The sequence below is a fragment of the Stenotrophomonas sp. P5_A9 genome, from assembly GCF_056400525.1.
In genome coordinates this window covers 40949-53749 of record NZ_JBFULC010000002.1, presented here as the reverse complement: position 1 = coordinate 53749, position 12801 = coordinate 40949, and the positions used below count along the sequence as shown (strand labels likewise).

Annotated in this window: 11 protein-coding genes and 2 pseudogenes; 6 read left to right on the top strand and 7 right to left on the bottom strand. The window is 60.7% G+C overall.

Going from position 1 to position 12801, the window contains the following annotated elements:
• Nucleotides 1-91: 91 nt before the first annotated feature.
• Nucleotides 92-763, bottom strand: a pseudogene (locus tag AC1DR7_RS01010) (ATP-binding protein); the annotation flags it as partial.
• A gap of 214 nt (nucleotides 764-977) precedes the next feature.
• Between AC1DR7_RS01010 and AC1DR7_RS01005 the strand changes: the two are divergent.
• The 6 genes and pseudogenes from AC1DR7_RS01005 to AC1DR7_RS00980 all read left to right on the top strand — a co-directional run bounded on the left by AC1DR7_RS01005 (nucleotide 978) and on the right by AC1DR7_RS00980 (nucleotide 6853).
• Nucleotides 978-1550: a TnsA endonuclease N-terminal domain-containing protein gene (locus AC1DR7_RS01005; RefSeq protein WP_457318515.1), complete on the top strand. Its 573-nt coding sequence runs from the start codon at nucleotides 978-980 to the stop codon at nucleotides 1548-1550.
• A gap of 3 nt (nucleotides 1551-1553) precedes the next feature.
• The gene (locus AC1DR7_RS01000; RefSeq protein ID WP_478051076.1) at nucleotides 1554-3446 is read left to right on the top strand and encodes a transposase; all 1893 of its coding nucleotides are present in this window, start codon (nucleotides 1554-1556) and stop codon (nucleotides 3444-3446) included.
• A complete protein-coding gene (locus AC1DR7_RS00995; RefSeq protein WP_478051077.1) occupies nucleotides 3446-4333 on the top strand; it encodes a TniB family NTP-binding protein in 888 nt (295 codons plus the stop codon). The genes AC1DR7_RS01000 and AC1DR7_RS00995 overlap by 1 nt, the downstream gene beginning before the upstream one ends.
• A pseudogene (locus AC1DR7_RS00990) lies at nucleotides 4255-4749 on the top strand (TniQ family protein); the annotation flags it as partial. The gene AC1DR7_RS00995 and the pseudogene AC1DR7_RS00990, both read left to right, overlap by 79 nt.
• Nucleotides 4750-4980: 231 nt before the next feature.
• Nucleotides 4981-5370 carry a hypothetical protein gene (locus tag AC1DR7_RS00985; protein WP_457321702.1) on the top strand — a complete coding sequence of 130 codons (390 nt, stop codon included), beginning with the start codon at nucleotides 4981-4983 and terminating at the stop codon, nucleotides 5368-5370.
• Between the two features lie 634 nt (nucleotides 5371-6004).
• Nucleotides 6005-6853, top strand: coding sequence for a hypothetical protein (locus AC1DR7_RS00980; protein ID WP_478076363.1), 849 nt, complete (start codon nucleotides 6005-6007; stop codon nucleotides 6851-6853).
• 66 nt (nucleotides 6854-6919) lie between these two features.
• On the opposite strand, the gene AC1DR7_RS00975 is transcribed toward AC1DR7_RS00980, so the two are convergent.
• The 6 genes from AC1DR7_RS00975 to AC1DR7_RS00950 all read right to left on the bottom strand — a co-directional run bounded on the left by AC1DR7_RS00975 (nucleotide 6920) and on the right by AC1DR7_RS00950 (nucleotide 12784).
• Nucleotides 6920-8842, bottom strand: coding sequence for a hypothetical protein (locus AC1DR7_RS00975; protein WP_457321278.1), 1923 nt, complete (start codon nucleotides 8840-8842; stop codon nucleotides 6920-6922).
• 274 nt (nucleotides 8843-9116) lie between these two features.
• Complete coding sequence (locus AC1DR7_RS00970) at nucleotides 9117-9413, bottom strand: hypothetical protein (RefSeq protein ID WP_457321276.1); 297 nt, start codon at nucleotides 9411-9413, stop codon at nucleotides 9117-9119.
• A gap of 104 nt (nucleotides 9414-9517) precedes the next feature.
• A complete protein-coding gene (locus AC1DR7_RS00965; RefSeq protein WP_478051910.1) occupies nucleotides 9518-10294 on the bottom strand; it encodes a hypothetical protein in 777 nt (258 codons plus the stop codon).
• Nucleotides 10295-10736: 442 nt separating this feature from the next.
• Entirely contained in the window at nucleotides 10737-11393 is a 657-nt protein-coding gene (locus AC1DR7_RS00960; RefSeq protein WP_478051909.1) for a hypothetical protein, read from the bottom strand.
• Entirely contained in the window at nucleotides 11393-12424 is a 1032-nt protein-coding gene (locus AC1DR7_RS00955; RefSeq protein WP_478076362.1) for an ImmA/IrrE family metallo-endopeptidase, read from the bottom strand. Before AC1DR7_RS00955 ends, AC1DR7_RS00960 begins: the two co-directional genes overlap by 1 nt.
• A 30-nt stretch (nucleotides 12425-12454) precedes the next feature.
• A complete protein-coding gene (locus tag AC1DR7_RS00950; protein WP_457322148.1) occupies nucleotides 12455-12784 on the bottom strand; it encodes a hypothetical protein in 330 nt (109 codons plus the stop codon).
• Nucleotides 12785-12801 lie beyond the last annotated feature (17 nt).

Genomic DNA, 12801 nt, shown 5'->3' with positions numbered 1-12801 from the left:
GGCAGGTGCCGGTGCTACGGCAGGCGCACAGTCTGTTCCGTGGACTCTTTCGGAATAAGGGGCCAATCCACAAATTTCCTTTGCGGTTGGATCAACAATGGAGCCCGGTTCCCCGGTCCAGCTGCCGATAGCCGATGGCCTCGGCCACATGCGATGTGGCGATGTCGGCCTGTCCGTCCAGATCGGCCACGGTGCGTGCCACGCGCAGGATGCGGTGCAACGACCGGGCCGAAAGCTGCAGGCGCTCGACCGCCTCTTCCAGCAGCGCCCTGTCGCTTTTGGATAGCCGGCAGTGCTGCGCAAGCTCGGCGGGAAGCAGCTGCGCATTCGGTTTCCCACTGCGGGCCAACTGCACCCTGCGCGCCGCAACCACGCGCGCACGCACGGCCTCGCTGTCCTCGCCGTGCGGTTGCTCATCGCGCAGCTCCTGCGGTTCCAGGCGCGGCACCTCCACGTGCAGGTCGATGCGGTCCAGCAACGGGCCGGACACGCGGCCGCGATAGCGCTGGATGCTCTCGGCCGCACAGCGGCAACGTCCGCTCCGGTCGCCGGCCCAACCGCAGGGACACGGATTCATGGCCGCAACCAACTGGAAGCGTGCAGGGAAGATCTCGGTGCGCGACGCCCTTGCGACGACGACCTGCCCACTCTCAAGCGGCTCGCGCAGCACCTCCAGCGTGTGCCGGCTCCATTCGGGCAATTCGTCCAGGAACAGCACGCCGTTGTGGGCCAGCGATATTTCCCCGGGGCGCGGATAGGTGCCGCTGTCAATTGTCAGGAAAACCGCGACTTAGGCCTTTACAGGTCCTGAGTCTTGGGCGATTCTAGCGCCTGAATGGTGCGACAGAAGTTCATAAATAACGCGACTGCGTGGCAAATGGCGATATATGACGCGACTGAGTTCCGCTTCGCCCGTCCGGGCGCTGAAAAATAGCCGCCGCGCCCTGACCGGGAAGGTCACTTTGGGCGGCGGTGAGATGGCCGGCTTTGAATCCTCGCTGGAGCGGGACTGGCTGAGGCTGCTCGATTTCGATCCCAACGTCATCGCGTTGCGAGAACAGCCCTTCACGATCTACTACGAATCTGAAGGGCGGCGCACCCGGTACACGCCGGACGTCCTGGCCGAGTACTCGCAGGCCGGGCAGGCCAAGACTGTGGTCTACGAGGTCAAGCCGCTGGAGACCCTGCGCTCGGACTGGCAGCTGCTGCGGCCGCGGTTCAAGGCGGCGGTACAGCATTGTCGGGCCCAGGGCTGGCAGTTCCGAATCGTGACCGAGCGGCACATCCGGACCCCTCTGTTGGCCAACGCCACCTTCCTGCGTCGATACAGATCCATGACTCCGCTGTTGGTTAAGCAGGCGCAGCTGAAGTACACCGCGACGGTGCTGGGCCCAACGACCCCTCAGGCACTGCTGGCCGCCGCCTACTGGCCGGTCGACGAGCAGGCCCAGGCCATTCCTGCCCTGTGGCAGCTGGTGGCCAGCGGTGAAATCGAGGCTGACCTGAGCAAGCCGCTCACCATGGCCACCCCCATCCGCTTGAGAGGCTGACACGTGTCACTGTCCAACTTCTTCAAGGTAGAGCCTGGTGCCCAGGTCTTTGTTGGCCCGCGCAAGTATCGGGTGACCCACATGCTGTCCATCGACAGCGTGTTGGCTGAGGACATGGAGACGGGGGCCAGCGCTAGGCTCAGGATCGAGACGCTGTCCACGATCGTCTCTGCCGAGGACGCCAGCGATGCCGGCGGCTTCCCGATTCACCAGTATTCCAAGGAAGAGTGGTCGGTCGCGCAGAAGCGATTTGAAGCGCTGCGGCCGATGATCGATCACCCCATCAGAAGTCGTACTGAAGTCGAAAAGCTGGCCAAGGCGGCCGGCGTCCACGTGGCCACCTACTACAAGTGGCTCGCGGCCTATCATGACGCCGGCCATGTTGCCGCCCTTGTCCCGCGCAAGCGCGGAGCCGCCAAGGGCCAGAAGCATCTGGCCGCTGATCAGGAACTGGTGATCAGCTCCGTCGTCGAGGACATGTATCTCAAAAAGCAGAGACACTCGCCCAAAGAAGTCGTGGACGAAGTGCTCCTGCGCTGCAAGCGCGCCAAGATCACCCCCCCAGCTCCCAGCACCATCCGTCGACGTCTGAGAGAACTGTCGCCGGCGATGACGCTGCGCCGGCGCGGCTTCAAGGACAAGGCCCGAGACGTGTACGAGCCCATTCGTGGCTCGTTCCCGGGTGCTGACTTCCCATTGTCAGTCGTCCAGATCGATCACACCCCGCTCGACGTCATCGTCCTTGATGAGGTCCACCGCAAGCCGATCGGTCGCCCGTGGCTGACGTTGGCGATCGACGTTTACAGCCGGATGATCGTGGGACTCTACGTCACCCTGGACAAGCCGTCGGCGACATCCGTGGCCATGTGCATTTCCCACGCCATGACGCCGAAGAGCGATTACCTGGCGGCTCTTGGAGTGGAAGGCAACTGGCCGGTATGGGGTCAGATTGGCACGCTGCACGCCGACAACGCCAAAGAGTTCAAGTGCAAGGCGGTTACCCGCGGCTGCCAGGCCAACCACATCGACATGCAGTGGCGGCCGGTCAAGAAGCCTCACTATGGGGCACACATCGAACGGTATATGGGCGTGGTGGCGACCGAGCTCAAGAAGGTGCCCGGTACCACGTTCTCCAACACCCAGCAGCGCAAGGGTTATGACTCCGAGAAGGAAGCTGTGTGCACGATGAAGGAGGTCGAGGCCTATCTGGTGGAATTCATCGTCAACAACTATCACCAGCGCAGCCACAGCCAGCTTCAGGAGGCCTCGCCGACGCGTATCTGGCAGCAGGGCATCGTTGGCACGTCCGAGCGGCCGGGCATTGGGGCAATGCCGATTGTCGGTGATCCCGAGCGGATTCGGATGGATTTCCTGCCGTACTTCGAGATCACGATCCAGCGGTCGGGCGTTCGCCTTGAGAACGTCTTCTACTATGACCCGGTCCTGGACCCGTACATCGGCGCAACCATGCCCGATGATCCCAATACGAAGCAAAAATTCATCTTTGCGCGGGACCCGCGCGACGTCAGCCAGATTTATTTCCTGGATCCCAAGGCGGATCGGTACACCCCAATCCCCTATCGAGACCTGTCCCATCCTCCTGTATCAGCGTCTGAGCTGAGAGAGGTGACCAAGGCACTTCGCGCGGAGAACAAGGACGAAGTGGACGAGCACCGCATCTTCAGCAGCATCCAGCGCAACCGTGACCGGATCAACGCCTCGACCGAGTCGACTAAGGCTGCCCGTCGCCAGGCAGCGTCGCGGCCCAAGGCAAAGCCCGTGCCTGCCCAGGTGCCCGCGGCAGCCCAGCCCCCGGCGAACGAGCGCGCCGCTGAGCCGGCTCTCAGCATCTTTGACCAGGAGCTGGAAGAGTTTGAAGTAGGAGAGCTGAACTGATGAGTGCCTACCCCCACCTCCTGCCCCAGGTCGCGGAGCGAATGGAGGACTCGGAGTCCGAGCGCATCGAGTTTGCCCGCAGCGATCGGTGGATMGCGTATCCGGTCGCAAAGGTTGTGATTGATGAGCTTGATCAGATCATTGCCTACCCAACCACTCAGCGGCCTCCCTGCCGGTTGATCGTGGGCCGGGGTGATAACGGAAAGACAGCCATCCTGCGTCAGTTCCGGCAGCGACATCCGATCACCATCCGCGAGGACGGTAGCCCCAATTCACCGGTGGTCGCCATCGGCATGCCGGCAACCCCGGACCTTTCCCAGATATGGTCGGAGATCCTGCAGTCCTGCGCCATCACGCATCGTCGTGGTGACCCTGCCCATGCCAAGTACGCTCAGGTGGTTGGAGCCTTGAGATACATCAAGGCGCGGGTGCTGTTGATCGACGAGTTCAACAACATCGTGAATGCTAGGAAGGAGGCTGCGGACGTCCTGGCTGGCCTGCGCAAGCTCAGCAACGATCTGAACCTGAGCATCGTCGCTGCGGGAACCGAGTCTGCCATCAACGCGCTTTCTTTCGATCCGCAGATGCGATCGCGCTTCAAGCCATTGGCCCTGACCCGATGGAGCCTGGATCTGCCTTATCTGTCTTTCTTGAAGACGTACGAAAGGCTCCTGCCTCTGCGGACAGCATCGAACCTGGCTGGCAAAGATTTGGCCCAGGTGATCTTCAATGCCGGCGGCGTGGCCATTGGGGGCACCGTCTCTCTGATCAAGGAAGCTGCGGTTACCGCGATCCGGTCGGGTCAGGAATGCATCACTCCAGCGACCATCCTGGATACCCAAGAACGCCTGCGCCAGAACTACGAGGGCGTTGTCGCCTCGACCTGACCATGCACATCGGATGGCCGCCGCTGGCTGGGAATGAGCTACTGAGCTCGTATCTTTCCCGCGCGGCCATCGGTCGTGGAATGAGTGCACAAAGCCTGACCTCGCTAGTCTGCCCTGGGCACTCCATCTGGACCCGGGATGTAGACACCAATGCCCGAGTGGATACGTTGAATGTATTGGCTGCAGCGATCGGCGTGCCCACATCCCGCATTCGGGGCATGACGCTAGCGGGACTGAGCCATCCAGAGCCGGACGGGCCTGGTTGGCAGGGAACCCATCACTGGGTGACCTCAATCGGTGTCTACCATCGGTCCAGGCGGCGCCACGGATTGTGTTTCTGCCCCGTCTGTCTCGATGAGCGCCCGTTCTTTCGCCGCGAGTGGCGCTTGGCCTTCTGGACAGTGTGTCCGCAGCATCAGGTATTGCTGCACGATGCCTGCCCTTCATGCGGCGGTACCGTGGAGCCGCATCGTCAGCAGTACGACCTGCGCCTGTGTTCACGGTGTAACCGGTCTCTGGTCTCTGGGGACTGCGTGGTCGCGGTCCCCTCCTCCATGCAGGGGAAGTTGTACAGGGCATGCGTGCAGCCTGGCTTCACCCAAAACTGGCGGGTAACCCGATGCACCGGTCGGGACTTTCTCCTTGCGATGGACGCACTGCTTTCTGGCTTCGGTAGCGCTCGCCTGCCGGACATCAACGGCGGACGGCAGTGTCGGGAGAGACTGGAAATGCGCCGAGTGGGCCTGCGAGATGCCGATCTTCGGCTGCTGGATACGCTGTGCCGGGCTTGGCCACTGTCGCTTCATGCTGGTTCCCGGCAGTATCATGTGACCCAGCGAAGTTTCAGACAGCAGTGTCCGGAATGGCTCGCACAAGAGATTGGCCAGTTGCCGGCCGGACGCATCAATGGCCAGGCCAACGCGGGTCGGCGAGCAGTGCGTATTGCGGCTGAGGCAGAACAATGGCGGAAACCTGGATGGCGCTCGCTACGCGCAAGTACGCTGCTGAAGATGATTACTCCTCTCAATGAGCACTGACAATTACGGCCGCCGTACCTGTGATGGGTGTTATACCCCGATCGTGAACGCGCACCGCGTTCACAACAAGTCCGAGTATTGCCAGAAGTGCTACAACGACCAGTTCGCCAAAGGCATATGCCCTGAATGCAGTGGACCGACGCGTTATCAYGTGTCTGAGTCGTCGATACCGCCTTGCGGTAAATGTCTCCGGCAGAAGCGCCCGTGTGGTCGGTGCAAGCGGCCTACGCCTCGTGCCGCGCGCATCTTCGAGGTCGAAGTTCCCGGTATGGGAGAGGAGGCGGGTCCCGGAACGCTGAGCATGGTGGTGTGTGCCAGATGCGTCCGATACTTCCGGGCACCCGAACCCTGTGATCTGTGTGGAGAGCCGAGCTCTGACCTAGCGCGTGCGTCTCATCTGGAAGAAGGGGTGCGCGCCTGCCCCAGGTGCCGTACTGCAGATACCCACGCCACCTGTTGCCTGTGCCGCAAGTACAGGAAGATCGAGACAACCGTCGATGGGCTTAACCATTGCAAGGCTTGCTCAGGTCCGACTGCGGCTTCCCATGCGTGCCCAGGCTGCGGGCTCACGGTTGCTGGTAGTGGCCAGTCCCATTGCGACGATTGTCTGATCCTGTCGCGCCTGGATCGTGAGGTGGAGCTGCGCTTGCCGCTTTTCGAGCAACCTTGGCTGGCCCGCCTATACAAGAATTTCGCCGAGTGGAGTGCCAACCGGGGCGTTCGCACACCGCGGCTGCCGGCGAACGTTACCAAGGCGGTGGACTTCTTCCTGATACTGGACCGGGTCAAGGATCTTCGTCAGCCGCTGACTGCCGATGCGATGGTCAAGGTATTCAGCTCCAAGGAGCTGCGCTCTAACTTGAATGCGGCGACCTTTCTGCAGCAGCAGTTCGGCTTCATCATTGATGGCAAGGCCCGCGCCGAAGGGCAGAGTCACGCAATCATTGAGGACAAGTTGGCTGCAGCTGCCGGCACACCTTGGTACACCTATTTGGCCTCCTACCGTGCCTGGCTGGCGGATAAGCCTGCGCGCACGGTGGCCCAGTACATGGGCGTCGCCGAGGCCTTCTGCCGGCAGTTCCAGATCAGTGGCCCATTTTCGCAGCAGGAACTGGTTGAGTTCCTTGCGTCCAAGCCGGGCGCTCGGACCAACCTCGGCCCCTGGGTCAGCTTCGCTCAAAAGCAGCTCGGCTGGCCTGTCACCTTGCCACCAAAGGTGATCCCGCCCCCCGCGCTACGGACGGACGCTGCCCGTCTCAAGAAGCTGCTGGGCGCGATCGGGGACGCAGCTGAGGCGTCCACTCAGGACCTCGAGGACGTTGTGGCGCTGGCATTTGGCTTCAATAGGCGCGAGTTGGCCAAGGAGGTGCTGGGCAGGTCCGGGGAACGTCATCTGCAGACCCGCAATGGTCCGGTAGAAATCCCGAACGCCATGGCGGGCCTGGTCGCCACGTGGCTCCAACGACGAGGCAAGTTGGCGTAAGCGCGGTGGGGTACTTGGCCAGCGGGGCTTCTCCTTCACTGGTACGGGGCACGCCGGCCCTACAGATCACTTCACAGCGCTGCCGGCAACTTGCCTGCTACCGGACACGGACTTGAAAAAGGCTATCAACCAGTCTTTGTCCCATTTCTTCTTGTGCTCTCTCTTCTTGCCGTCGTCCTGGCCCTCATCCTCATCCTCATCCTGTGAAACATAGCGATGGGTGAAGCAGTACGCCTTCATGGATGCGGTGCGGAAATGGTCCTCGAGGTTGCTCCCCCTGGCGCTGAAGATGACATTCAGCGCTCTGGAGATTTGAGCATCCGGGTCAGATCCATCGTCAATCACCAGTGGGGTCATTGCGCCCTGCCGGGTCTGGATCTCGATCCAGAAGCCCGTTCTTCCATCTGACAGCGTCACACCCACGACCAGCGCGCCTCGCTCCAGTCCTCCGGACCGCCTGCCTTCCTGATGGAGGAACGCCCATCCCTTACGAACCCGCTGGTCGTAGTTGACTGCCCGTTCCAGTTCATCCAGGAAGTTCCAGCAGACGCATGACCCAATCGGCACGCGTTGGGTCGAATCCTGAGGGTAGACCAGGCTGAAGTCAGCAATGGCACCTTCAGCCTTGATCGCCTCCAGTACCTCGAGAAGCGCCACAAAGTTGCTCTCGGACGCGCGGCTCTTCAGTCGGGCGTCGAGCGCGCTCTTGGAGTCCTTGGCACCATCGCGGTCGCCGAACGAGCCGTCCTCGGTACTGGTATTAGGTCCCGGGGCCCTTGGCTCGGTGTACACCGCACTGTGGTCCTTCACCAAGTCAAAGCGCGGAGGGGCATTGACCCACTCGAACGTATCGCTGGGCTCGTCGAACGCCTGGTGGTTGGTTGAGCCATTGTGGCCATCGTTGTCCTGCATGCCATTCGGCCGCTTTGGGCCGCGGTCCGGCGCGCCACTATAGGGGCGAGGTCCGTCCGAATGCTCGAGATCACCGTCCCGGCCGCCATCGTTGACTAGGATGTCGCCCATCTCTGGAAAGTCACGTGGTAGCGAAAACCCGAGGAATGAGGTGACAAGGAACGTCTTGCGAGGTCGACCGCCCCTATGTGGGGTCAGGTAGTACCCCATTACCTTGCCGCTGTAGGGGCCAAGGTCTGGATCCATGGGTATCTGCGCATTGGAGTACCACGAGAAATCACCACCGAACGCGGCGTCGTTCTGCGCTTTGAGCATCGGTGTATAGAGCGCATTGGCCGTGGCCTTGCCGTACGGGTAGAAGTGCAGCAGTGCAACAGATACGGCATCCGCCTTACGCATCCCTCGTTGCATCACTAGATGAAAGCAACGAGGGTCCTGCATTTCGCGCGTCCAGTTTCCAGCGAACTCCTTGTCCAGGAAGATCACCCTGCCGGCAGTTTCATCCCAAATCCCGGCGGTGAACACGGACGCCAGATAGGTAGAGCGGGCATAGAAGGTCCGGAATATCACGCTCCGCGGAATCAAAAACTCGATCCCACTGGCGGAGTCTTCTGCCATCAACACCCCGCTGCGGAAGCGGACGCTGTGCTCGAGGTGAAGCTGGCTGGTCGGAACCGCCTTGATGGGGAAGTCCCCGTGCTTGCCGATGACTGTGTCGAGCTGGATGTTGCGCCCGTACTTGCCAGAGCCTTCCGCGTTCGACAAGGCATCGCCCAGGGAGAGTTCCCGGCTGGGAAGCACGCCTACGCGCTTGCCGTCACGGTAGACGTAACCAATGCGGATCGAAGGCAGGGCACCGACCAGGACCCTAGCTACGAAGGGCATCTGCTCCGAATAGCCGAACAGCTTGGCGATCTGATCCGGCGTTGCCTTGGCCGGATCTTTGATGTCATCGGGTAGGGGTGCCAGATAGCAGCACACCGACGTCGACGTAGAGCCCTTATGGGGCTTGGTGTAGCGATCAATCCATCGGATGAAATACAGCCGCGAATCGCCGGGGTAGTCCTTGAAGTCCATCGTGTGCCAATCGATACGTAGCAACGCATCAATAGCGGCACCGATGGCAGTACCTTTAGAGTGGCGGGCCTCGTGGAATAGGTGTGCCGCCAGCCAGTGTCTCACCAAACAAGCTGACGCCCGCCAAAAAGGGGGCGGCTCTCAATTTTTGCTCCGGCTAACTAGCATCGTCAACGCACGGCGGCAACATGATGTTGCCAAACCATGGCTAACGCAAAGTGCAGGACGCAGAACATGCCCTACGCCCCGCAATAGATCGTTCCAGCTCCGAAGCTCACTTAACCGATGTGCCAGATACAGTGCCCCGAGGTCCGGCGCTGCTGTCGGTCTTGGACAGCAGGTCATTTAAGTCGTCGAGGACCCCCGGCGTGGCCGGATCCGCCTCCAGCAACTTCAGGATGGCCTCAATTTCGGCTAACAGATCTTTGAGACCTTGCTCGCCGGAAAGCCCATTCGACAGCGTCTTCCACTTAAGAATAAGCCTGTTAACGTCTCTCTCGAGAGCATGGCCGCGAGCCTTGATCTTAACGTTTGCAATAGCGTCAGCGATCCTCTTTCCCAAATCTGACATGGCAGCGCTCCTTCACTTGAGTACGACGAACAACATCTCATAGGGATTGCGGCTAGGCTACGTACTGCGATGTACCCACCACCCTCGTTTCCCATTAGAGTCTGCTACTGAGTCATGCGTTTTGCGTCAAATCCGCTGACGTCAAATTCGGCCATGACCGAGCCTTGCTGATACACATTGAACTCCACTCGGAGGCGCTTGGCTTTACCCAGCTTACTCGTGAGGGTCTTGTATCCCGGGATGAAGACCATCTCGCTGCTGTTGTCGGATGGCTCAGTTCCGGTGAAGGTTTTGGCGGACTCATCGTCGAATCGGATGCGCACGGGGCAGGAGCTGAAGCTATGGCACAGGATCTGCCCCTTCTCGATGCTGACCATTACATCGTTGCCCCATCGAGGGTGACGCCTCATCGTGAGCTCTGCCTTCTGGCGGCCTGAGTAGGGGAAGTCAAAGTTGAAGCTGTTGGTGCTGGTTACCCGTGCCGTGCGGACAGGTTTTCCCGACATGTCATCCTGCTGGGTGGAATAGGACCACTGCAGGCCTACCGGGTTAAGCTCGGCGTGGAGTTGAGCCTCCAGCTTCGGCCGCATTGCATCAGCCTCCTTGGCTTGGGCCGAGCCGGGATGATTCTTGAGGATCAGCGTGAGGTTCGCCAAGCGTTCGGAAGTTGGCCGGGCCTGGTCCTTTGCGGCAGCCAGAAGTTCGGGCGCAGACATCTCGACCGTTGTTGCCTTCGCAGCACTCTGGTCCGATGCGTGACCGGCGGCTGCCCCGCTCTGGCTGGCAGTGCCGCGGCTTGCCGATGGAGTGGCTGCTTTCTTCTCGGGCCCCATGCCGTAGCCCAAGACCAACAGGACGAGAAGGCCGATGAGTCCAAGCACAACGAATGTTCCACAGCCCGACTTCTTCGGTGCTGGGCGCGGTGCCGGAATGGAGGTCGCAACCGGCGCTGCTCGGTTCAGATCTGAAGACGGGCCCAGCGGTGGTGGAGTTGGGATGCCAGGAGTCGGGTCGACTCCCGCGGACATCGGGAATCCACAATTCGGACAAGCCGAAGCCTGATCACTGATTTGCTTGCCGCATTCGCGGCAGTTCACCAAAGCCATGGCACCCCCTGTGCACACTTTGCCGAAAACAACGCTGTTCCAGGCCGAGATGTTGCCCTCGGCAGTCCAGCCCTACGCGAATCGTAGCAGCGCATCGGCTGACGCGGCCATAGGACATGACGTACAGAAACTATAAAAAGCGACAATGCACTTCTGCTGATGTAGGGAAAGTCACTACATCCCTAAGCGCCTTCGCAGAATGCAGGAAGACGGGTCGCTACCGGGAAAGCCCGGCCACGTAAGGAGATTGATACTTTCCTGCGGTCTTGTGATGCAGGTCATTGAGGTAGCTTAATAGCCCATCAGAGATGGCTTGTTCGTCAGCCGCCACGGACCTTCCGAAGATGCTGGACAGGGCGCTGTTGACGTCCGGACGGGCTCTTACCTTGGCCGATACATAGGCCAAGCCGAAGTGGTCGATGATGATTGCGATGGCGTCCTCCAGGCAGAGGATCTGAGCCCAGCTGAAACTTCGTTCCACCGTCCCGCCGACCTTGCACAGCGCAACCAGCGATCGCTTGTCGCCGGTGATCAGGCCGGCTCTACTGTCCTCACAGAGCGCGGCAAACAGGGCCAGCTCTCCGCCATCTATGTCCGGTGTGCCATCCAGCAGGGCGTAGTTGGCCGATTCAACCAGAACCACGACCTCGCTCGCCTGCGCTACGAGTAGGTTGAGCTGCTCAACCGCCAGCGCGCTCCCCAGTTTGGCAAGCGCCTTGGCGGGATTGGCTGCGTGCAGCTGGAACCGCAGCTGGGCCAGGATCGAAAAGTCCCCAAGCTCAACCCGCAGGGCGGTGGCCATGTCCTGAATGAGGCCGTACTGACAAAGTGCCTTGGCGGCGTCACTGTCCAAGAGGTAGTACTTGGCGCTCATCAGAATCCTTGCATGCTGAGCAGGTAGGCGCGATTGTCGTCCGTGAGCCTGTCAACATCGCAGTTGGCCAGGAAGCGATCCTTGAGCAGTTCCTTTGCGCTGGCCTGGTCTGGGAAGTAGCCAAGGGCCTGATTAGCCAACAGCCAGTCATCATGATCGCGTGCGTAGCTCAAGATGATGTGTCCTGGGTCGACACTGAGGCTGTCGCCGAGACTCATGGCCATGTTTACCAGCTGGGCAGCCGACATCGTGCCGTGGTTATCGAGGGGAAGGCTAAGTCGCCCGTTGCGTAGCATGGCCAGTGCAAACTGATCGGCCTGGCGCTCTTCTGCGTCGCCATGCTGATCCGCCTCACGCTCGATAGCCTCCGTGATGGCGTCCATTCCCTCATCGATCAGCACGCCGGTACCGGCGACGTGGCCAAGGCAGATATGGGCCAGCTCGTGGGCTAGCACGAACAGCTGCTTTGCATTCTGGCCAGACTGGAAGCCCAGGACGATCACCGGCCTGTCTTCAATCCGCATGGCCATACCGGTAATGCGCTTGCTGCCGCGGGGGAGCTCCTTCAAGAACAGCACGGGGATACCCTGCTGCCAGCAGAAATCCAGCAACGACCCGAATCCTATTGCCGCAGCCCCGGTCGAGGCACGCACCCTCTTGGACAGCTCCTTGGGGTCTGCCGGGAGCGGGTCGGYGGTGCCATCAGTGCAAAACAGCGCAAGCTTGCCCAGGGCCATGCCCAGGCTCGAGCAGACCTGCAGCTCGCTCACCAGCGTGRCAGCTCTCTTTTTGTAACGGGCAGGGCGGTTTGAGGCGAGCACTTCAAGCTCACCGCTGTCACCAAATCGGACATCCAAGCCAAGCCGTTGCTTGAGTATCGAGGCAAACTCGATAGCCCCGCTGCTTGTCTTGAAAAGTGCGTTGTCCCACCAGTCCGGTAAAAGGCGAGATACAAAACTTTTAGGGTAGCCGGCCTCGCCGAGCGCGTGATATGCGCTCTTGACCGTCACCGTTGGCGTGTTCTTGTTCATCCTTGGCCTCCATTGGGCCTAGGCCAATTCTTACATGTGGGCCCGCTGGTGGGCAAAAAGAAGCTTCGCCAGGCGTTGAGCGTGCCCGTCGGTTCCATCCCATACAGCCGACAGAGCATCCATCAACACCTTGGACTCCCCGGGATCACTGGTGCCCTCGTATGCATCAATGCCTGCGTATTTGCATAGATGCTTCAATGTCCGAGTGACGCGCTTGGGCCCACCGAACAAATTCCGGTAGACCTGAGGCTGGCCAATGCTCGCAGCGCGGGCAATCGCAGAGCTGGTGGTGAGCCCGTCTGCCTCAAACCTTCCACGCAACTCCAGAGCCAGGCTGTGCGGCTGCTTCAGACGTTTCATGCAAATAGATAATGTGA